Below are 20,069 nucleotides of genomic sequence, written 5' to 3'. Positions count from 1 at the left end.
TGCGACACCGTGATTCCTTGTTGTCCATCTGGACAACTCGTGGCACCATGGAGCAATGCACACGACCGTCTTCGAGCGCCAGCGACCCGACGCCCGCCTCATCACCGAGAGCCTCGAGGGCTCGCGGCTGCAGCCGTTCTGGCTCGACGACCTGCCCGAGCGTCCGGTTCGTCCGGCGCTCGCCGCGACCGTGCAGGCCGACCTCGCCGTCGTCGGCGGCGGCTACACCGGGCTCTGGACGGCCCTGCTCGCCAAGCGCCGCAACCCCGACGTCCGCGTCGTGCTGCTCGAGGGCAAGCGCATCGGCTGGGCGGCCAGCGGTCGCAACGGCGGCTTCGTCGAAGCCACCCTCACCCACGGCGCCAAAAACGGCGAGACCCGGTTCCCCGACGAGCTCGCCACGCTCGACCGGCTCGGCATGCAGAACCTCGACGAGATCCAGGCCACGGTCGAGGCCGAGCGCTGGGACTGCGACTTCGAGCGCGTCGGCTCCTTCGCCGTTGCGACCGAGAGCTACCAGGTGGCCGCGCTCGAGGCCGCCCACGACGGCGAGCACGAGCTGTTCTACGACGCCGCCGCGATGCGCGCGCAGATCAACTCGCCCACCTATGAGGGCGGGCTGTGGTCGGTGCGGGATACGGCGCTCGTGCATCCCGGAAAGCTCGCCGATTCTCTGCTCGGTGCCGTGCTCGATGCCGGCGTCGAGGTCTTCGAGGGCACCCCGGTGCTCGACCTGCGCGCCGAGCGGGACGCCATCGAGCTGCGCACGCGCGAGGGTGCTGTTCGTGCCGCACGGGTGGCGCTCGCCACCAACGCCTTTCCATCGCTGCTCAAGCGCTACCGCCTGCACACCGTGCCGGTCTACGACTACGTTCTCATGACCGAACCGCTCACGGATGCCCAACTCGCGTCGATCGGGTGGCAGGGTCGGCCGGGCGTCGCCGACAGCGCCAACCAGTTCCACTACTACCGCCTCAGTGCCGACAACCGCATCCTGTGGGGTGGATACGACGCGATCTACCACTTCGGCGGGCGCATCCGCCCGCAGTACGACGACCGTCGCGAGTCGTACGAGAAGCTCGCCAGCCACTTCTTCACGACCTTCCCGCAGCTCGAGGGCGTGCGCTTCACGCACCGCTGGGCGGGCGTCATCGACACGTGCAGCCGCTTCTGCGCGTTCCACGCGACCGCGCACCAGGGCCGCGTCGCCTACTCGGCGGGCTTCACGGGACTCGGGGTCGCGGCCACCCGCTTCGCGGCGAACGTCATGCTCGACCAGCTCGCCGGCGAGACCACCGAGCGCACCTCGCTCGACATGGTGCGCAGCATGCCGCTGCCCTTCCCGCCCGAGCCCGCCACCTATCCGGCCGTGCAGTCGGTGCGCTGGGCGCTCGACCGCGCAGATCACAATTCGGGAAAGAGAAATGCCTTCCTGCGCACGCTCGACGCCGTGGGGCTAGGGTTCGACTCGTGACCCTTCCCCTCGACGCAGCAACGGTGCTGCAGGCCCTCGAGCTCGAACTCGAGCACGAGCCCGTCGACGCCGAACAGGTCGTCGAGGGCTCGCCCACCACGGGTATCGCCGCCCTCACCGAGCTCGACGACTGGGAGGTCGGGGTGTGGGAGATCACGCCCGGCACCGTCACCGACGTCGAGGTCGAAGAGGTGTTCATCGTGCTGCGCGGGCACTCCATCCTGCGCCGCGGTGACGGCTCCGAGGTCGAGCTGCGCGCCGGCTCGGTCGGCCGCCTCGACGACGGCGAGGAGACCGAGTGGCGGGTGCTCGAGACGCTCCGCAAGATCTACATCGCGTGACCGCGACCTGACACATCGCGTAGCGCCCCGAGCAGCCCACTGTCCTACCAGGTCGAGTCGCCGCGGATCACCACGTCGCTGCCGCCGTCGACGAAGACGACCTGACCGCAGAGGTGCGAGTTCTCGACGCTCGTCAAGAACGCGATGAGGTTCGCCACGACGGGCGCGTCGGCGATGCCGTTGAGCGGCATCGGCACCATCTGCAGGATCGCCTTCTCGGCCTCCTCCGTCGACGTGAACTGCGCTGTCATGGCAGTGCGGATGACTCCCGGGGCGACGGCATTGAGCGGGATGCCCGCACCGGCCCACTCGGGCGTCGCCGCATTCCGGCGGATCCAGCGCGCCAGCGCGCGCTTGGTCGAGCCGTAGATGAGCCCGCCCTGCCCCTCGTCGAGCAGCTGCTGCGCGCGGTGCAGCGCGGCCGGCTCGTCGTGGGCGAGGCATGCGTCGACGAGCGCGTCGTCGACCGGGAAGAGCGAGGCCATCGACGCGGTCGCTGACGCGCGCGGAGCATCCGAGCCCGCCAGCAGCGGCCGCAGCCCCTCGAGCGTCGCGATCGCTCCGAAGTAGTTGACGGCGACCGTGGCGGTCGACTCGGTGGCGAGGCCGGCGTTGGCGATGATCGCGTCGATGCGGCCGCCGCTGAGCTCGGTGACGTGAGTGACGAGCGCGGTGCGCCCCTCGTGCGTGGTGAGGTCAACGGTGACGTCGGCGTCATGAAGGTCGACCCCGATGACGCGGTGGCCCTGCCCGGTGAGGAGGGCGGCGGTCGCGGCCCCGATGCCGCTGGCGGCGCCGGTGACGACGTAGGTGCGAGTCATGGTGACTCCTCTCGTTCGGTGGTGCCCCCAGGGTGCCACTGAGGGTCTCTCAGCGACAGAGTCGAACGTCCTGCCCTCGTAGAATCGAGCCCATGCGCATCCACGTCGCGACCGACCACGCCGGCCTCGAGTTCAGCCAGACGGTGCGCGAGCACGTCGCCGCTCAGGGGCATGAGGTGCACGATCACGGGCCGCAGTCGTACGACCCGCTCGACGATTACCCGAGCTTCTGCATCAACGCCGCCCGCGCCGTCGCGCGCGACCAGGCGGCGGGCGTCGAGGCGCTCGGCATCGTCTTCGGCGGCTCGGGCAACGGCGAGCAGATCGCCGCGAACAAGGTGCAGGGCATCCGCGCCGCCCTGGTGTGGAGCGACGCGACCGCGACCCTCGCCCGCGAGCACAACGATGCCAACGTCATCGCGATCGGCGCACGCCAACACACGGTCGACGAGGCGCTGCGCTTCATCGACCTCTTCATCGGCACGCCCTTCCCGGGCGAGGAGCGCCACGCGCGCCGCATCGCGCAGCTCGCCGAGTACGAGACCACCGGCCAGATCGCCGGGCACGAGATCGTCTAGGGCGCCGTGCCCGAAGGCCACTCCGTTCATCGCATCGCGCGGCAGTTCGCGCGGCACTTCGTCGGCGAGCGCGTGCTCGTCAGCTCGCCGCAGGGCCGTTTCGCCGACGGCGCGGCCCTACTCGACGGCCGCACCATGAGCGATGCGAAGGCCGTCGGCAAGCAGATGTTCCTCGAGTTCGACGGCGCCCTCTGGCTGCGCGTGCACCTCGGCATCTACGGCGCGTGGGACTTCGCTGGCTCTGTGACGCAGGACGCCACCCAGCGCTCGGCCGGCGGACGCATGGGGCAGACCAACCAGCGGGGCACGGAGGCTGACGCCGCTGCGGCGTCTGCTGACGCGGCACGGGATGCTCGCTCGACGGTCGTCGGCGAGCACGAATCCTCGCTCGCCTCGATCGGAGCCCCCCGCCGCACGCGTCTGCGCATGGCCGAAGCCGAGAAGGAGAGCGTTCTCGACGACGCCGCCCTCGAGGGGTTCCCGCCCGAGCCGATCGGCCAGGTGCGCGTGCGGCTGCTCACCGAGCGGGCGGTCGCCGACCTGCGCGGGCCGACCGCGTGCGAGGTGCTCGACCCGGCCGGCGTGCAGGCGGTCATCGACGCGCTCGGGCCCGACCCGCTCGTCGACGACCCGCGCGCGGGGGAGGAGCGCTTCGTCGAGCGCGTGCGGAGGCGCCGGACGCCCATCGGCCTGCTGCTCATGGACCAGTCGGTGGTGAGCGGCATCGGCAACGTGTACCGGGCCGAGATCCTCTTCCGGGCGCGACTCGACCCGCACGCGCCGGGCTCGTCGCTGCCGGCGGAGCTGCTGCGCGACCTCTGGCGCGACTGGGTCTACCTGCTCGGGGTCGGCGTCGAGACCGGGCAGATGCTGACCATGGACGGCCTCGACGAGCAGGGCTACCGCGCTGCCCTGCGCAATCGGGCCGACCGGCACTGGGTCTACAAGCGCGAGGGCCTGCCGTGCCGCATCTGCCGCACGAATATCGCCCTCGAGATCGCCGCGGGGCGCAAGCTCTACTGGTGCCCGAGCTGCCAGGAGGGCCGCTGATGCGTCACACGCCGCACTACCTGCTGACCGACCCGGAGGAGGTGCGCCGGCTGATCCGCGAGAACCCGTGGCTGACGATCGTGTCGCACACCGCGGCCGGGCTGGTCGCCTCGCACTACGCCTTCCTCCTCGATGAGGAGGCGTCGACGGGCGACGACATCGTGCTGATCGGCCACCTGGGGCGGCCCGACGAGGTCGCCCACGAGCTCGGCCGGCACGAGGTGATGCTCATCGCGCAGGGCCCGCACGGCTACATCTCGCCCAGCTGGTACGCCCCCGGCGACATCATCCCGACCTGGAACCACGTGACCGCCCACCTGTGGGGCACGCCCGAGATCCTCAGCGACGAGGAGAACATCGCGGCCCTCGATCACCTCACGAACCACTTCGAGCAGCACGTCGACGAGCCGCGCGGCCTGCACCTCGACCCGGAGTATTCTCGTCGTGTCGCCCGCGGCACGATCGGGGTGCGACTGCGCGTCTCCCGATTCGACGCGCGCGCCAAGCTCAGCCAGAACAAGACCCCCGAGGTCGTCGACCGTATCGTCGCCGCGCTCGAGGGCGAGGGCCCGTACGCCCACCCCGGCCTGGCCCGCGAGATGAGGAGAGTCCATGATCCGCGCGATTCGTAATGCGCGTCCGCTCGGCGGCCACGAGCCGATCGACCTCCTGATCGACGACGGGGTGATCGTGGGCATCCTGCCCGCCGGTCTGGGAGGTGCCGAGCTCCGCGGCGACGAGCTCGTCGAGGGGGAGATCGACCTCGAGGGCCGCCACGTCATGCCCGCCCTGTGGGACGAGCACGTGCACATGACCCAGTGGGCGCAGCACCGGCGCCGCATCGACCTCGGTGGCGCGGAGAGCGCGGCCGAGGCGGCGGCTATCGTGCGCTCCGCCATCGGCAGCGGCGAGGCCCGCGACGCGGTCGTCGTCGGCGTCGGCTTCCGCGACGCGCTCTGGCCCGACGCGCCGACCGCCGCCCTGCTCGACCAAGTGTCGAGCGACCGGCCGATCGTGCTGATCAGCGCCGACGTGCACTGCGTCTGGGTCAACAGCGCCGCCCTCGTTCACTTCGGGGTCGACGGCGACTCGGCCGAGGCCCATGAGGGCGTGCTGCGCGAGGACGCGGCCTTCGCCCTCACCTCGCGCCTCGACAGCACCACGGATGACGAGCTCGACCAGTGGGTCGCCGACGCCGCCGCCGAGGCGGCCCGGCGCGGCGTGGTCGGCATCGTCGACCTCGAGATGCGCTGGAACCGCGACGACTGGGCCCGCCGCGTCGCCCGCGGCTTCGACGCTCTCCGCGTCGAGTTCGGCGTCTACCCGCAGCACCTCGATCAGGCGATCGCGCTCGGCCTGCGCAGCGGAACCCCCGTCGCGGGCACCGTCGCGGTCGGCCCGCTCAAGGTCATCACCGACGGCTCGCTGAACACCCGCACCGCCTACTGCTGCGACCCGTATCCGGATGCTCCCGCCGAGCCCTACGGCCGCCTCAACGTTCCCCCCTGCGACCTGCACCCGCTGCTCGCCCGCGCGAGCGAGGCCGGGTTCGACCTCGCCGTGCACGCCATCGGCGACGGCGCGAACAAGCTCGCGCTGGACGTGTTCGCCAAGCTCGGGCGCGGGGGTCGCATCGAGCACGCGCAGCTCGTGCACGAGAGCGACTTCGGCCGATTCGCCGCGCTCGGCGTGACGGCGAGCGTGCAGCCCGAGCACGCGATGGACGACCGCGACGTCGCCGAGCACTACTGGTCGGGTCGCACCGGCCGCGCCTTCGCGCTGCGCTCGCTGCTCGACGCCGGCGCGCGCATCGTGCTCGGCTCCGACGCACCGGTCGCGCCGCTCGACCCGTGGCAGGCGATCGCGGCCGCCACGAGCCGCAGCCGCGACGCCCGCCCCGCCTTCCACCCGGAGCAGGCGATCACGATCACCGAGGCGCTGACCGCGTCGACGCGCACCCTGGTCGGCCTGGGCGAGCCCGCCGACCTGATCGCCCTCGACGTCGACCCGCTCGCGGCCGATGGCGACACGTTGCGGCGCATGCCGGTGGCGCTCACGATGCTCGGCGGACGTGTCACACACCACGACCGCGCGCTCAGCGCGGGCGCCCTCGCGACCGTCGGGGTCTGACTCCGTTCCTGGCCCTGCGCCGGGCCCCGCACCCTCGTCGGTGCGGCCCGCTGCCGGTCAGCGCAGATCGCTGATGCGGCGCGCGAGATCGCGCGCGTTCTGCAGCCGGCGCTCGTAGCGGGCGGCGACGGCGACGATCAGCACGCCGGCGAGGCCGAGCCAGAGCCACCACTCCACCGCACGGCCGACCTGCGCGAGCAGCGGCCACGACTGCACGAGCAGGTGCACGAGCAGGGCGGCGCCGCCGAGCACGAACGGAGCCTGGAGGCGGCCGACGAGGCCGCCCACGAACACGCCGGCGGCGACGAGCCCGACGGCGACCGCACGCCACAGCGGCTCTCCCGCGCCATCGATCGCGAGCAGCGAGGGGCCGAGCAGCAGCACGATGCCCGGGGCGAGCCACAGCCAGCTGCGGGCGGCCGGGCGCTCGGCGAGCGCGAGAGCGCCGACCGCGAGCGCGGCTACCGCGACCGGCACGCTCACCAGCTCCACCGTCGCCACGGCCCCCTGCTGGCCGAGCAAGACCGCGGCAATCGCGGCGGACCCGAGCAGCGCGCCCACGACGCCGTCGCGGACGCGCCCCTCGCCGAGCAGCTGGCCGACCACCGCGAGAGCGGCGGGCAGCGCAACGGTGATCACGGCGTGGGCGAGCGCCCCGCCGGCGAGCGGAGCGGCCTGCCGGTCGATCGCCCCCGTGGCATCGGCGGTGAGAGCGAGGGCGTGACCGACCGAGCCGAGGGCGAGGGTCGCGGCGCCGGCGGCCGCGAGCGCTGCGCCGATGCCGGGCAGGCGCTCGGCGAGGCGGGCGGGGGCGAGCATCCCGCCCAGGAGCGCCGCGATGGCGACGACCGCGACGAGCGCACCGCGCAGCGGCTCGGTCAGGGGCTCGTGCAGCGCGGAGGGAAGGAGGGCGAGCCCCGCCGCGGCCGCGACGAGCGGGGCGACGCTGCGGGCGGGGGCGGTGCTCGCGCCGGCCGTCCGGCGCCCGGCGGCCCGGTGGGCGGCCGCGGCGATCAGCAGCAGAGCGCCCGTGACTGGAAGCGTGTACGGCTCGGGGGCGGTCACGTCGCTCGCCGCGAGGCGCGTCCACAGGGCAGCCGCGGCGAGCGCGAGCGCGACCCAGCCGAGGTGCCGTCGGGGTGAGGCCGCGCCGACCAGCCCGTCGCGGCTGATCGCGACGACGAGCACCACGAGAGCGGCGAGCAGCAGCGGCACCCAGGCTGCGCCCTCGGCGGACGCCGACAGCCCGGTGCTGAGGGTGCCGAGGGCGGCGACGAGTACGGCGAGGTCGCCGGCGCGACGCTCGGAGCCCGGGCCGGAGGTCAGTTCGCTCAGAGTGCGGCGGCGCCGGGCGTGTGCCCCACCGTCGTCCGCAGCGCCGTCCGGAGCGCCGACGATGGTGGCTGTGGCTGTGGCTGTGGCTGTGGCGGTGGCGGGGGTGCCGGTGTCGGGGGCGGCGGGGCGCGACGCGGCCATCAGGCTCGCGGCGGCGACGACGGCCAGGGCTCCGAGAGCCGCGGCGGCCGCCGCCTCCGCGGGCGGGAGGCCCGAGGCTGCGCCGGGACTCGTCGGGCCGAGAGTGCCGCTCGCGAGATCCCGCACGGCGAGGGCGACCGCGAGGGCGGTCGCGAAGGGCAGCAGGATGCGTGCTGCGACCCGCGCCATCCGCTCACCCCGTGCCCCGACGAGCGCGAGGGCTGCGATGCCGAGCGCCAGTGCGGCCGCCTCGTCGAGCAGCGTGCCGCCGGGCAGCGCCCCGCCGGGCTGCGCCGGGTCGGGGATCAGGGCGGCGAGCGCGGCCGCGCCGGCCGCGACCGTTTGCGCGGTGTGACGCTCCATGACGGAGAGCCGCCCGAGCTGGGCGCTGACGATGATGACGGCCGCGACCGCGATCACCGTTGAGGCGCGGCTGATCGTGAGGCCTTGCACCGTGACCAGCAGCTCCGCGACGAGCGGGGCGGCCGAGACGAGCACGAGCGCCGCGGCCCCGCCGGTCGCCACCGCCCGCACCACGGGGGTGCGCACGGCATCGCGCCCCAGCGCGACCGCGACGAGGGCGGCGGCGAGTCCGAGGCCGGCCCCGCGCGGCACGGCCCAGCTGATGGCCACGGCGCCGATCGCCGCACCCGTGCTGAGCGGCGCGCAGAGGGCGAGGAGCGCGCGCCGGGCATCCGCGTCGGCGATGCGCTGCACGGCGGGCACGCTGGCCGCCGCGCCGATCGCGAGCAGGGCGAGCACGGCCAGCACCAGCCACCAGGTGGGCAGGAGGGGCACAGCCGCGACGATCACGACCGCGGCGATCGCAGTCAGTGCCCGGGCGCGGCGCACCAGCACGCCGAGGGCGGCCCAGCCTGCGGCGATGATGCCGAGCGACACGGCGAGAGCGCCGAGGGCGGCGATCGTGGCGGTCTCGACCGAGGCAACGCGGTCACCGGGGCCGAGCGGCAGGGTCTCGAGACTCTGCGTGGCCGCTTCGAGGAAGGCTCCGGCGCCGACGATGGCGGCGAGGCCGCCCGCGAGAGCCGCGAGAGCCGTTGCGGTCAGGGTTGCAGCGGCGGAGGCGGTACGCGCGGCGGAGGAGAGCGGCAGTCGTCGCCAGGCTTGCTCGGCGGCGACGGCGACGAGCACGGCGGCCAGCAGGGGAGCGCTCACGGCGACCCGCTCCTGGTCGAACCGGGCGGCGGAGACGACGGCACCGACCATCGCAGCGAGGGCGGCACCGGCACCGAGCGCCGCCAGGGTCGCACGGTCGAGGCCGATGAGGGCTCCGCTCGCCCCGCGGCGAGCCGCGAGCGGGCCGCGCGTGAGAGCGATCACGTGCAGCAGGGTCGCTCCGGTGAGGAGGCCGCCGGCGAGCACGGGGGTGAACCGCGCTCCGGCGTCGAGGTCGATCATCGCGGCCAGTGCGATCATCGCGGCCACCGCGCCCGCCGATCGGGCGACGATCGCGGACGCTCGCCGGGCGCCGGGCTGGTCGGGTGCGGCGACGCCGGCGACGGCGGCCACGACGAGGCCGGCGATCGCGCCCGCGAACAGGCCCGCGCCGGTCACGGGCGTGGCGCTGTCGATCATCTGCCCCACCAGCAGCGCGGCTCCCACGGGCAGGATGCCCGCCGCCGCCACCCCCGGCGCGACGAGGCGGCTGGTGCGTGCCCACGCGGCGGCGGTCGCGCCGACGATCAGAAGGGCGATGCCCCAGTAGAGCTCCGGGTCGGTCGCGCCGAGGCCCTCGGGCTCATTGAGCCGCAGCGCCCACGCATCGAGCGTCAGCATGACGGTGCCGAGCACCGCGACGCCCTCGGCGGTCGACCGCAGGCCCCGCCGCCCCAGCGCGCCGGCCGCAATCATCGTGGCGAGCGTGCCGCCGATGATGATCGCCATGCGCACGTCGGCCCCGTAGGTGACGAAGGCGTACACCAGGCCGAACACGGCGAAGACCGAGAGCAGCGTGATGCCGACGACGATGAGGGCGATCTGGATGCCCGAGCGGCCCCGCGCGGATCCCGCCGCCTGCCCGGTCGGAGCTGGCGCAGGCTGAGCCGGCGCAGGCCGAGCCGGCGCGGCCTGAGCGGCAGCGGCCGGAGCCGCGACGGCGCGGTCGGGCACGGCCGGCGCTGCCGCAGCAGCCGGGGCCGCCGCGGGCTCCGGCGCCGGGAACACCGCGGCGGCGGTCTCGCGGCGGATGCGTCCGATGAGGTCGAGCCGGGCATCCAGTGCATCGGCGATCGCCGCCGAGGAGGTCGCGAGGTCCGCCGCAGCCGGGTGCCGCAGGTCGAGGCCGCAGCTGGTGCAGACGGTCGCGGTCAGCGGCGTGAGGCAGGCCGGGCAGGTCGTCGTCGACCGCAGCTCGGCGGTGGAGCGGGGGAAGACCGTGCGGCCGGCCCAGGCGCGATCGGGGGTGGCGTCGCTCATGCGGCCACCGTACCGGCGCGACGATCGACACACCCGAAACGTTGGGATGCCTGTTGACGCCTTTCGTCGTCAGAATGACCCCATGCCCGAGCCCGTCGAGCCCTTCGTCGCCGTGTACAGCGAGCACCTGCCCGCCGTCAGCCGCTACCTCGCCCGCCGCGTCGCGCGCGACGACGTCGACGACCTCGCCGCGGATGTGTTCGCCATCGCCTGGCGCAAGCGCGAGCAGGTCGCACCGGGGGAGGAGCTGCCCTGGCTGTACCGCATCGCCGCCTACCAGGTGGCCAACCACCGGCGCCGCCTCGCCGCCCGTGCCTCGGTGCTGGGGCTGCTCGCTGCGCCCGACTCGGCGCCCTCGGCCGAGTCGCTGGTGACCGCCGACGCCGAGCTGGCCCGCGCCTGGGCGGCGATCGGCCCGCGCGACCGCGAGGTGCTCGCGCTCGTGGTGCTCGACGACCTGCCGGTGAGCCAGGCCGCGGTGGCGCTCGGCACCTCGGCCAATGCGGTGAGCATCCGTCTGCACCGCGCGAAGAAGGCGCTCGCTGCCGCGCTCAGCGCTGCGCACGCCGAGTCAGCGCCCGATTCTGCCGAGGGTGAAAGATCGACCCAGCCCGCGACATAGACAGGGTATGAACGATCACTCCGACGATCTGACCGACCGCCTCCGGCGTTCCGCCGGCACCGATGCTCCGGCGCTGTCGCCGGAGCTCGTCGCGGGGGCCCCCGGCCGCCGCGCTCCCCGCCTCATCGACCACGGCCGCACCACCCGCGTCGCGAGCGCTTCGCTCGCCGCTGTCGCCGTGGTCGCCGTGGGCTCCCTCGTCGTCACCAACCCGTTCGCGCCGCGTGCCCCGCTCTTCGCGGCGGCCGCGGGTGCCCCCGCCGGTCCGGCCTCCGCCGGAGCCATGGCGGAGGACGCGCGCATGATGATGTGGATCGACTACGACTACATCGCCGGCCCCGGTCTCAGCACCGCGGGCGGCGCCGGCAGCGTCTACCAGCTGCAGCGCGTCGGCACAGCCGACGGCCTGCTTGCCGACCTGGCCGAGCGCTTCGACGTGGCGGGAGAGGTCGTCGAGACCTCGTACTTCGACCCCGCGTGGCCGAGCTACATCGTCGGCCCGGAGGACGGCACCGCCCCCTCCATCAGCGTGACCTGGAGCGGCACCGGCAACTGGTGGTACACCAACCCCGCCGCCTACCCCGAGCCGGTCTGCGAGCTCGTCGAGTACGAGACCGAGAACGGGCTCGAGGAGTTCGAGGAGTGCATCCAGCCCGAGATCCCGGCGGAGGAGTCGCTCGCCCCGAGCGAGACCGAGGCCGCGGCGCTCGCCGCCGACCTGTTCGGCTCGCTCGGCCTCGACGTCGACGCCTCCGACGTCCGGGTCGTCTCCGACGTCTGGCAGACCATGGCGATGGTCAGCCTCACCGTCGACGGCATCGCCACGGCCATCGACTACAGCATCGGCTGGACCCCGCTCGGCGAGATCGCCTGGGCTTCCGGTCACGCGATCGAGGTCGTCGACCGCGGCACCTTCGGAACGGTCTCGGCCGTCGACGCGGTCGAGCGGCTCGACGACTGGCGCTGGTTCGGCGCCGGCGGCCCCGACTACCAGGGCGGCATGAACATCCTCGCCGCCGAGGCGGGTGTGGCCCGGGATGCCGCTGCCGGCATGGCCGGACCGGACACCTCCGTCTCGTCGCCGGCCGAGGAGCCGGGCACCACCGACCCGGGCGAGCCGATCGAGCCGAGCGAGCCGGCTGAGCCGACTGAGCCCGGCACGAGCGAACCCAGCCCCGGCGAGCCGGGTGAGGAGCCCGTCGTGGAGCCGACCGAGCCCGGTGAGGAGCCCATCGTCGACCCGACGATCGAGCCCGAGCCGATGCCCGAGCCGACCCCGGAGACGGTCACCGTCACCGTGGATACCGCCGAGGCGACGCTGCTGCTGATGTGGGACGCGGACGGTAACGCCTGGCTCGTGCCCGGCTACGCCATGCAGCACCCGGACGGCTTCTGGAACACCATCGTGTCGCTCGTCGACGGCGTCATCGAGTTGCCCGCCCCCATCGAGGGCGAGGTCGTCCCCTTCACGGAGGACTGACCCCGACGGCGCTGTAGCTGACGACAGCGCCCCCGCAGTTCCGACTGCGGGGGCGCTGCTGTGTGCCTTCCAGACCTGCGGATGAGGATGAATTTCGTTCACCCGCATCCGCAGATCCGGAAGCTCCAGGCGACAGAGCCCGCACAGGCGGAGTGCGCGATTCCGCGGGAACGTCGGTGCGGGCAAGGAGAGCCGGGACGCGGAGCGCGGCGACCGCGTTCGTCGCGCGGATGGGCCGCGACGCCGCAGGAGCGGCGGCGTCGCCATTAGCGGAGGGGCGGACGGTGTCTGGTTTCAGCACATCGTGGACACCTGTCTCACGACATCGTGGACAGTGACCCACCCTGCGCCGTGATGTCTCACGTCATCGTGGACACCCGGTCAGGGTCGATGGGTGAGCAAACAGGAAGTGCTGATCCTCGCCGTCACCGTGCAGGGCCTGTCCTACCGCGAAGCCGCCCGCGTCCACGGGGTGTCGAAATCGCTGGTCCATAAGCTGCATCAGCGGTGGCTCACCGAGGGGGAGGCCGCGTTCACTGCTCGCTCGAGGGCACCGCGGTCGCAGCCTGCCCGCACACCCGACGCGATCCGCGCTCGCGTGCTGCAGTTGCGTGCGCAGCTCACTGCCGACGGCCTGGATGCCGGCGCCGACACAGTCTGCTCACTCCTGGCCGCCGAGCAGGTGACCCTGTCACGGTCGACGATCTGGCGCATCCTGCGCAGCGCCGAGGTGATCGTGCCGCAACCGCAGAAACGTCCCCGTTCCTCCTGGCAACGCTTCACGGCCGAGCAACCCAACGAGCTTTGGCAGTCCGACACCACCCACTGGCGCCTTGCCGACGGGTCAGAGGTGGAGATCATCGGTTGGATCGATGACCACTCCCGTTTCGTCACGCATCTGTCGTGCCACCTGCGCGTCACGGGCCGCACCGTCACTGACACCTTCCAGCAGGCGGCCGCCGTGCACGGGTTCCCCGCGGCAACGTTGACCGACAACGGCAACATCTTCACCACCCGCTTCGCCGGCGGCCTGAAGGCTCGCACCTCTGGCAATGCGTTCGAGACACTGTTGGCCCTGCACGGCATCACCCAGAAGAACGGCAAACCTTACAAGCCCACCACGCAAGGCAAGATCGAACGGTTCTGGCAGACGCTGAAGAAGCGCCTGACCATGCGGCCCGCCAGCAGCCTGGAAGAGCTGCAGCGTGAGCTGGATGAGTTCGTTGACCACTACAACCAGCACCGCCCGCACCGGGCGTTGAACCGACGCACGCCCGCCTTCGCCTACACGCTGATCCCGAAAGCAGCACCGACGCAGCCCGATGACCCAAACATCTGGCGGGTCCGCTACGACACCATCGACGCGCACGGGAAAGTCTCCCTGCGTTTCGGCAACCGCATGATGCACCTCGGCTACGGGCGAGGCTTGGCCCGCACCGCCGTGATCGTCCTCATCCACGGCCTGCACGCCGTCACAATCACCCCCGACGGCGAAGTGCTTGCCGAGCATCTGATCGACCCGAACAAGGGCTACCAAGCCAAGACGTGAAAAACGGGCGAACCCTCCCGCTGGGGGTTCACCCGTCCACGATGTCCTGAGACATCACAGCGGAGGGGCGGACGGGAATCGAACCCGCGTAATCAGTTTGGAAGACTGAGGCTCTACCATTGAGCTACCGCCCCGGGGCGGGCTGTGCCCGCGCGTGAGAGAGCGTATCGCATGCCTCGGCTAGACTTGCCAAGGCCATTTTTCGTAGCGACGCCGCGTCGTGACGCTGACGTGGTCCACGGTCACGGTTTCGGGGCGTAGCTCAGCTTGGTAGAGCGCCCGCTTTGGGAGCGGGAGGCCGCAGGTTCAAATCCTGTCGCCCCGACCATCGCCCCCGCACTGCCCCGAGCCGCCCGGCAACCCGCACACGATTCAGGAGAAACCCCTTGGTCCAGTCCACGGTCGAGAAGCTCAGCCCCACGCGCGTGAAGATCGCCATCACGGTCACGCCCGATGAGCTCAAGCCGAGCATCCAGCACGCCTACAAGCACATCGCCGAGAGCGTGAACATCCCGGGCTTCCGCAAGGGCAAGGTGCCGCCGCCCATCATCGACCAGCGCGTCGGCCGCGCCGAGGTGCTCAACCACGCCGTCAGCGAGGGTCTGGACACGTTCTACCGCGAGGCCGTCGCCGACCAGAAGCTGCGCACGCTCGGCCGCCCGAGCGCCGACATCACCGAGTGGCCCAGCGAGAAGGACTTCTCGGGCGACCTGCTGGTGACGATCGAGGTGGATGTCCGCCCCGAGTTCGACCTGCCGAAGTACGACGGCCTCACGATCGAGGTCGACGCGGTCGACGTCACCCCCGACGAGGTCGAGGCCGAGCTGGAGAACCTGCGCAGCCGCTTCGGCACGCTCGTGACGGTGGATCGTCCGGCGGCGAAGGGCGACTTCGTGCAGCTCGACCTGGTGGCGACCGTCGGCGGCAGCACAGTCGACACGGCCAGCTCGATCTCGTACGAGCTCGGCTCGGGCGAGCTGATCGAGGGCATCGACGACGCGGTCGAGACGCTCACCGCGGGCGAGAAGACCACCTTCGAGTCGAAGCTGCTCGGCGGCGACCACGAGGGCGAGACCGCGCAGATCGAGGTCACCGTGCTGTCGGTGAAGGAGCGCGAGCTGCCCGAGGCCGACGATGACTTCGCCCAGATCGCCAGCCAGTTCGACACGATCGGCGAGCTGCGGGCCGACCTGCGCGAGCAGCTGCTGAAGCAGAAGTCGTTCGGGCAGGGTGCCCAGGCGCGCGAGAAGCTCCTCGAGGCGCTGCTCGCGAAGGTCGAGATCCCCGTTCCCGACTCGCTGGTGGAGGCCGAGGTGCACCGCCACCTCGAGAACGAGAACCGCCTCGATGACGACGTGCACCGCGCCGAGGTCACCGAGTCGACCACGACGACGTTCCGCAACCAGATCTTCCTCGACGCGCTCGCCGAGAAGGAGGAGGTCAAGGTCAGCCAGGACGAGCTGACGCAGTACCTCATCCAGGGTGCCGCGCAGTACGGCATGGAGCCGGGCGAGTTCATCAAGATCCTCGACCAGAACGGCCAGATCCCCGGCATGGTCGGTGAGGTCGCCCGCTCGAAGGGTCTCTCGGTCGCGCTGAGCAAGGCGAAGGTCGTCGACGCGAACGGCAAGCCGGTCGACCTGTCGGCGTTCACCGCCGCGGCGGTCGCCCCGGTCACCGACGCGGTCGAGGCCGACGACCACGCTGGTCACGACCACGACGACCACGAGGGCCACGACCACTAGGTCGCTCACGCCTCTCGACGGACGGGCTCGGTGCTGCAGCACCGGGCCCGTCGTCGCTACTACCTGTCTTGATGTTCGCGAATGCAAAATGCGAGCTATGCGCAGATTGGGCCAATCGTGGCTGTAGCGTTCGGGGTATGGACACCGACGGCATATTGCGGGGGACCCCGTACCTTATTGAGCAAGACTCTGATTCACAGCGGGCGTTCTTGCGGCATCGTGACAAGTCTTTAGGGCTACGGGAGCGTGCAACTCGACTCGAAACGGCTATTCGCCGACAAGCCAAGGGCGTCATGAAGCCGTTTCTTCGAGCCACTCGAACAGACCTTGTCGCAGAGAGCAATGTGATCGAGGGCTACTTCTGGACGAAGGATGAAGTCCGAGAAGTGATTCTTAAGAATGCCGAATTGCTTGACGCGCCGACGCGGAATCTTGTCGAAAGCGTGAAGTCGGATGCGCGTGTATACGAAGTCCTCGGACTTTACAAGGCGCATGAGATTGCCGAAGAGTGGCTGACTTCCTACGCGCCTCCCACTGCCGCCGAGGTGCGCGAGCTTCACCGACTGATCCTTGGCGATACCTACATCGCCGGTCGATACAAGACCGGGCCCAATGAGATTGAGGGTTCAAACCTGCAAACTGCGGAGCCTATGGATGTGGGACGTCTGATGCTCAATCTCAGTGATTGGTGGAGAGCAGGCTCCGAGGATCCAGTTCTCACTGCGACCGTCGTACATGCGTGGCTAGTGCACATCCATCCCTTCATGGACGGAAACGGCCGTCTCGCTCGCGTGATCGCCAATCTCGAGCTCGCTCGAAACTCCTACCCGCCGCTTGTACTGAGGGCGCAAAGCGACCGTGCCGAGTACTACGCCGCTCTTGCGGAGAGCGATGAGGGGAACATCCTGCCTTTGTACAAGCTGTTCGTTCGCGTCATGCAGAGGCAGGTCAGGTTGATGTCATCGCCGTCGTACGTTGATGACCTAATCGAAGAGCCTGAGTCCCGTGGGGTGGTGGACTTTCCGGTCCTGAGCGTCGTGTCGTTGACGTGAGGGGCCACCGTGCGATGGTCAGTGAGAACGACCAAGTTACTCACGACAGGAGATCGCACGATGGCCCTCAATCAGTCTGCCCTGCTTCAGCTGCTCGCCGAGCTGAAACTCACCGACACCACCGACCGCATCCGTCAGATGACCGAACGGCTCTACCAAGAACTGATCGACGCCGAAGCCGCGTCGGTGATCGGCGCCGGACCCTACGAGCGCACCGCCGAGCGCGTTGCGACTCGCAACGGGGCGAGGTTGCGCACCCTGTCGACCACTGCGGGAGATCTGGAGTTGCGGATCCCGAAGCTGCGGGCCGGCAGTTTCTTTCCGTCGTTGTTGGAGCGGCGCCGCCGGGTCGATCAGGCGCTGTTCGCCGTGGTGATGGAGGCCTACCTGCACGGCGTCTCCACCCGCAAGGTTGACGATCTGGTCAAGGCGCTCGGCGCCGACACGGGCATCTCGAAGTCCGAGGTGTCTCGCATCTGCGCCGGCCTGGACGCGACGGTTGCGGCATTCCGCGACCGATCCCTGTCTCAGATCGCCTACCCCTACGTCTTCTTGGACGCCACCTATTGCAAGGTTCGCATCGACGGGCGGGTGGTGTCTCAAGCGGTTGTGGTCGCGATCGGGATCACCGCTGACGGGCACCGTCAGGTGCTCGGCTTTGACGTGGGCGACAGCGAAACGGAGGAGTTCTGGAAAGCGTTCCTGCGATCGTTGAAAGCTCGAGGGCTTTCCGGGGTGAAGCTGGTGATCTCCGACGCGCACGCGGGTTTGAAAGCAGCTATCGCGGTGGTGGTGCAGGGAGCGGCCTGGCAGCGGTGCCGCGTGCATTTCATGCGCAACGTGCTCACCGTCCTGCCTAAGGGTCGGCAGGAGATGGTGGCCTCGATCATCCGCACGATCTTCGCCCAACCCGACGCTGAGCATATTGACGCGCAGTTCGAGGAGGTTGCTCGCATGATCGACCGCGTTCACCCCAAGGCTGCCCAGATGCTCCACGATGCCCGAGCCGACGTGCTGGCGTTCAAGCACTTCCCCGCCCGGCATTGGCGGCAGATCTGGTCGACGAATCCGCTGGAACGGCTGAACCGTGAGATCAAACGTCGCACCGACGTCGTCGGAGTGTTCCCGAACACTGCCAGCCTGCTGCGCCTGACCGGCGCCGTTTTGATCGAGCAGCACGACGAATGGGAAGCTGGCGACCGCCGTTACTTTTCCGAAGCGTCCATGGCCGAACTCACCGCCACCAGCTCGGTCGAGGACGCGGTGATGCTGCCCGAGATCACGGCCGCCTAGACTGCAGCCAGCTGATCATCGCGTGGAAACGAAAGACCACCACTCAGCGGGACGTGGCCATCGAAGATCGGTTCCTTGCGACTGAACGAGACAAGCATCAGTTTTGGCTATCTGTGGCGGGACACCTGGCTGAGGGGATCAAGACTGCATTTGCCTCAGGCACAGTCCAGTATCAGCCTCAAGGAACTCCAGATCTCGCTGGATTCGCTGCGCTCTGGAACAGAGATGCATCGGGAAACGGTTGGTTCGCATTGGTCGGCGAAGACCTGCGATCTGCGGATTGGCTTGTCTGGTACGGCTACCGCTCGACGACTATGGCAGACCTCTCGGGCAACTACGCAAGAACTCCGTTCCCGTCATTGTTCTTGTCAAGGCGAGATGACCGGCCTGGAGCCCCACACCCCTTTCGTCGGGTCGATGAGTCTGAAGATCGGGACCTGCGCCCCTTCGATGAGATCGGGCTATTCCCAGGACGAAGCCACCCTGTGGCCGTTCGGAAAGGTCTCGATGTGACCTGGCTCAACACTGATGAAGCCGGGGCTTCCGTGGCAGCTCTGCTGAGCTAAGAACGGCCCCGCTTCGACTATTCCCGTGCGGCAGGGTCGGTCAGAGCGCGCGCGCCATGATCACGCCGCCGTCGTCCTCGACGGCCACACGGGCGAAGCCGAGGAGCTCGTAGAAGCCGATGGCGCGCGTGTTGGTGGGGGACACCCCGAGGTGCACCCCGCCGACGCCCCGCTGCCGCAGTTGCGCCACGAGGCGCTCGATCAGCAGGCGCCCGAGCCCGGTGCCCTGCAGCCGCGGCAGCAGGTTGATGTGCAGGTGCGCCGGGTACCGATCGGTGAGGGATGCGGGGGTCACCTCGGACGCGTGGAGCAGCCGCACCAGCTCACGATCGGTGTCGCGCCGCTCGGCCTGCAGCGGATACCGCTGCCGCAGCGCCGGCCACCAGTGCTGCGCGCACCAGCGCTCGAACGCGACCGTGTCGGCGGTGGCCACGAGGTATCCGGCGGGGCCGTTGTGGTCCTCCACGATGGTGCCGAGCGCCGGGTCGGCGAGCAGGTGCGGCGTGGCCCACAGGTGGGCGAGCAGCGTCGGGTCGTCGTAGCGGTCGGCGGCGTCGCGGCCGTCGTCACCCGTGGCGACGCAGATCTCCTCGACGGCGGCGCGGTCGGCGGGGGCGGCGGGGCGGATGCTCAGCACGGCATCCACTGTAGGCGGGTAGTTCCTGCTCATTGTCGGCGGTCGCCCGGCGGAGTAGCGTCGCAGCAGTCCACCCCCGTCGCTTCCGAGAGGCCGATCATGCACCGCACCTCCTTCCGTCTCGTCCCCGTCGGTCTGGCCGCGGCCGCCGTGCTCGCCCTCGCGGGTTGCGCGGGCTCGATCGACACCTCCGGCGCCGAGCGCGTCGACGGCACGATCCCGGCCGCCGACCTCGCGCTCGCGGCCGAGGGGGTCGTGCTCGAGCAGGGCTTCACCGTCGACATCGACTGCGGCACGGGCACGGTGCCCTTCGAGGTCGGGGCAGCAGTCGAGTGCACCGGCGTGGAGGAGTCCTCCGGGGCGACGGGCGGCTACACGGTCACGATCACCGAGATCGAGGGCTCTGACTACCGCATCGAGGTCGTCGGCTCGGAGGCGGAGCCGACGGAGCCGACCGAGCCGAGCGAGCCCACCGAGTCGGCGCTGGAGAGCGCGTCGGCGTTCGCCGACCTCACGGCACAGGCGATCACCGACTCGCTGGGCGAGGTGCCGCTGGTGAACTGCGGCGAGCAGGACATCGAGATCTTCGTCGGCCAGGAGGTGCGCTGCGCCTACGAGACGAGCGCGGGCAGCGGGTTCGTCATCGCGACCGTGACCGAGTTCGACGGCTCCAGCTACGCGATCGAGGTCGTCGAGGAGTAGTCCTTCCCGGCGGGCGCGGCGCGCTCCTCGTCACGCCCGCCGGGAGTTCGCCGAGGCCTGCTCTGCCCACGGCGAACACGGCCGTTCGCGCGCGTTCGCTTCTGTAGATTCGAGCTA

General features: G+C 70.7%; 16 protein-coding genes and 2 tRNA genes. 14 read left to right on the top strand and 4 right to left on the bottom strand.

The features are described from left to right. Positions 1–55: 55 nt before the first annotated feature. A complete protein-coding gene (locus tag BJ959_RS03245; protein WP_153983087.1) occupies positions 56–1,474 on the top strand; it encodes an NAD(P)/FAD-dependent oxidoreductase in 1,419 nt (472 codons plus the stop codon). Beyond that, on the top strand, positions 1,471–1,815 hold the full coding sequence (locus BJ959_RS03240; protein ID WP_153983088.1) for a cupin domain-containing protein: 345 nt from the start codon (positions 1,471–1,473) through the stop codon (positions 1,813–1,815). The genes BJ959_RS03245 and BJ959_RS03240 overlap by 4 nt, the downstream gene beginning before the upstream one ends. Before the next feature lie 44 nt (positions 1,816–1,859). Here BJ959_RS03240 and BJ959_RS03235 read toward each other — a convergent pair whose 3' ends face one another. After that, on the bottom strand, positions 1,860–2,636 hold the full coding sequence (locus tag BJ959_RS03235) for an SDR family oxidoreductase (protein ID WP_153983089.1): 777 nt from the start codon (positions 2,634–2,636) through the stop codon (positions 1,860–1,862). 92 nt (positions 2,637–2,728) lie between these two features. Between BJ959_RS03235 and BJ959_RS03230 the strand changes: the two genes are divergently transcribed. From BJ959_RS03230 to BJ959_RS03215, 4 genes are read left to right on the top strand one after another with little or no spacing between them, the layout of a single operon-like run. Next, complete coding sequence (locus BJ959_RS03230; protein ID WP_153983090.1) at positions 2,729–3,214, top strand: ribose-5-phosphate isomerase; 486 nt, start codon at positions 2,729–2,731, stop codon at positions 3,212–3,214. Between the two features lie 6 nt (positions 3,215–3,220). Continuing rightward, complete coding sequence (locus BJ959_RS03225; protein WP_153983091.1) at positions 3,221–4,264, top strand: DNA-formamidopyrimidine glycosylase family protein; 1,044 nt, start codon at positions 3,221–3,223, stop codon at positions 4,262–4,264. Further along, positions 4,264–4,896 (top strand): FMN-binding negative transcriptional regulator, encoded by a 633-nt coding sequence (locus tag BJ959_RS03220; RefSeq protein ID WP_153983092.1) that lies wholly within the window; start codon positions 4,264–4,266, stop codon positions 4,894–4,896. The genes BJ959_RS03225 and BJ959_RS03220 overlap by 1 nt, the downstream gene beginning before the upstream one ends. Then, positions 4,877–6,394: an amidohydrolase gene (locus BJ959_RS03215; RefSeq protein ID WP_153983093.1), complete on the top strand. Its 1,518-nt coding sequence runs from the start codon at positions 4,877–4,879 to the stop codon at positions 6,392–6,394. Before BJ959_RS03220 ends, BJ959_RS03215 begins: the two co-directional genes overlap by 20 nt. Positions 6,395–6,451: 57 nt before the next feature. Here the strand turns inward: BJ959_RS03215 and BJ959_RS03210 are convergent, their stop codons facing one another. After that, positions 6,452–10,306, bottom strand: coding sequence for an SCO7613 C-terminal domain-containing membrane protein (locus tag BJ959_RS03210; protein ID WP_153983094.1), 3,855 nt, complete (start codon positions 10,304–10,306; stop codon positions 6,452–6,454). Positions 10,307–10,388: 82 nt separating this feature from the next. Between BJ959_RS03210 and BJ959_RS03205 the strand changes: the two genes are divergently transcribed. The 3 genes from BJ959_RS03205 (at position 10,389) to BJ959_RS03195 (ending at position 13,957) form a co-directional block, all read left to right on the top strand. Beyond that, positions 10,389–10,928: an RNA polymerase sigma factor gene (locus BJ959_RS03205; RefSeq protein WP_165879067.1), complete on the top strand. Its 540-nt coding sequence runs from the start codon at positions 10,389–10,391 to the stop codon at positions 10,926–10,928. A gap of 7 nt (positions 10,929–10,935) precedes the next feature. Beyond that, positions 10,936–12,408: an ICP22 family protein gene (locus BJ959_RS03200; RefSeq protein WP_153983096.1), complete on the top strand. Its 1,473-nt coding sequence runs from the start codon at positions 10,936–10,938 to the stop codon at positions 12,406–12,408. A gap of 394 nt (positions 12,409–12,802) precedes the next feature. Next, on the top strand, positions 12,803–13,957 hold the full coding sequence (locus tag BJ959_RS03195; RefSeq protein ID WP_183321858.1) for an IS481 family transposase: 1,155 nt from the start codon (positions 12,803–12,805) through the stop codon (positions 13,955–13,957). A gap of 63 nt (positions 13,958–14,020) precedes the next feature. On the opposite strand, the gene BJ959_RS03190 is transcribed toward BJ959_RS03195, so the two are convergent. After that, positions 14,021–14,091: transfer RNA gene (locus BJ959_RS03190), tRNA-Gly, on the bottom strand. 117 nt (positions 14,092–14,208) lie between these two features. Between BJ959_RS03190 and BJ959_RS03185 the strand changes: the two genes are divergently transcribed. The 4 genes from BJ959_RS03185 (at position 14,209) to BJ959_RS03170 (ending at position 18,047) form a co-directional block, all read left to right on the top strand. Beyond that, positions 14,209–14,285, top strand: a tRNA-Pro gene (locus BJ959_RS03185). 58 nt (positions 14,286–14,343) lie between these two features. Further along, positions 14,344–15,702 (top strand): trigger factor, encoded by a 1,359-nt coding sequence (tig, locus tag BJ959_RS03180; protein ID WP_165879077.1) that lies wholly within the window; start codon positions 14,344–14,346, stop codon positions 15,700–15,702. A gap of 137 nt (positions 15,703–15,839) precedes the next feature. After that, positions 15,840–16,754: a Fic family protein gene (locus BJ959_RS03175; protein WP_165879076.1), complete on the top strand. Its 915-nt coding sequence runs from the start codon at positions 15,840–15,842 to the stop codon at positions 16,752–16,754. Between the two features lie 60 nt (positions 16,755–16,814). Next, positions 16,815–18,047 carry an IS256 family transposase gene (locus BJ959_RS03170; protein ID WP_183321849.1) on the top strand — a complete coding sequence of 411 codons (1,233 nt, stop codon included), beginning with the start codon at positions 16,815–16,817 and terminating at the stop codon, positions 18,045–18,047. A gap of 606 nt (positions 18,048–18,653) precedes the next feature. On the opposite strand, the gene BJ959_RS03165 is transcribed toward BJ959_RS03170, so the two are convergent. Continuing rightward, positions 18,654–19,250: a GNAT family N-acetyltransferase gene (locus BJ959_RS03165; RefSeq protein ID WP_341800065.1), complete on the bottom strand. Its 597-nt coding sequence runs from the start codon at positions 19,248–19,250 to the stop codon at positions 18,654–18,656. 99 nt (positions 19,251–19,349) lie between these two features. On the opposite strand from BJ959_RS03165, the gene BJ959_RS03160 reads away from it, so the two are divergent. Continuing rightward, entirely contained in the window at positions 19,350–19,952 is a 603-nt protein-coding gene (locus BJ959_RS03160; protein WP_153983168.1) for a hypothetical protein, read from the top strand. The last annotated feature ends 117 nt before the right edge of the window (positions 19,953–20,069 follow it).

The organism is Microcella frigidaquae (assembly GCF_014200395.1).
Taxonomy (GTDB): domain Bacteria; phylum Actinomycetota; class Actinomycetes; order Actinomycetales; family Microbacteriaceae; genus Microcella; species Microcella frigidaquae.
The sequence above is the reverse complement of the archived record's forward strand: the minus strand, read 5'-3'. Positions and strand labels throughout refer to the sequence as shown.

Coding starts and splice junctions, on each gene's coding strand:
- BJ959_RS03245 (WP_153983087.1), top strand. CDS start 56: ATGCACACGACCGTCTTCGAGCGCCAGCGACCCGACGCCCGCCTCATC.
- BJ959_RS03235 (WP_153983089.1), bottom strand. CDS start 2,636: ATGACTCGCACCTACGTCGTCACCGGCGCCGCCAGCGGCATCGGGGCC.
- BJ959_RS03230 (WP_153983090.1), top strand. CDS start 2,729: ATGCGCATCCACGTCGCGACCGACCACGCCGGCCTCGAGTTCAGCCAG.
- BJ959_RS03220 (WP_153983092.1), top strand. CDS start 4,264: ATGCGTCACACGCCGCACTACCTGCTGACCGACCCGGAGGAGGTGCGC.
- BJ959_RS03215 (WP_153983093.1), top strand. CDS start 4,877: ATGATCCGCGCGATTCGTAATGCGCGTCCGCTCGGCGGCCACGAGCCG.
- BJ959_RS03210 (WP_153983094.1), bottom strand. CDS start 10,306: ATGAGCGACGCCACCCCCGATCGCGCCTGGGCCGGCCGCACGGTCTTC.
- BJ959_RS03205 (WP_165879067.1), top strand. CDS start 10,389: ATGCCCGAGCCCGTCGAGCCCTTCGTCGCCGTGTACAGCGAGCACCTG.
- BJ959_RS03200 (WP_153983096.1), top strand. CDS start 10,936: ATGAACGATCACTCCGACGATCTGACCGACCGCCTCCGGCGTTCCGCC.
- BJ959_RS03175 (WP_165879076.1), top strand. CDS start 15,840: ATGGACACCGACGGCATATTGCGGGGGACCCCGTACCTTATTGAGCAA.
- BJ959_RS03170 (WP_183321849.1), top strand. CDS start 16,815: ATGGCCCTCAATCAGTCTGCCCTGCTTCAGCTGCTCGCCGAGCTGAAA.
- BJ959_RS03160 (WP_153983168.1), top strand. CDS start 19,350: ATGCACCGCACCTCCTTCCGTCTCGTCCCCGTCGGTCTGGCCGCGGCC.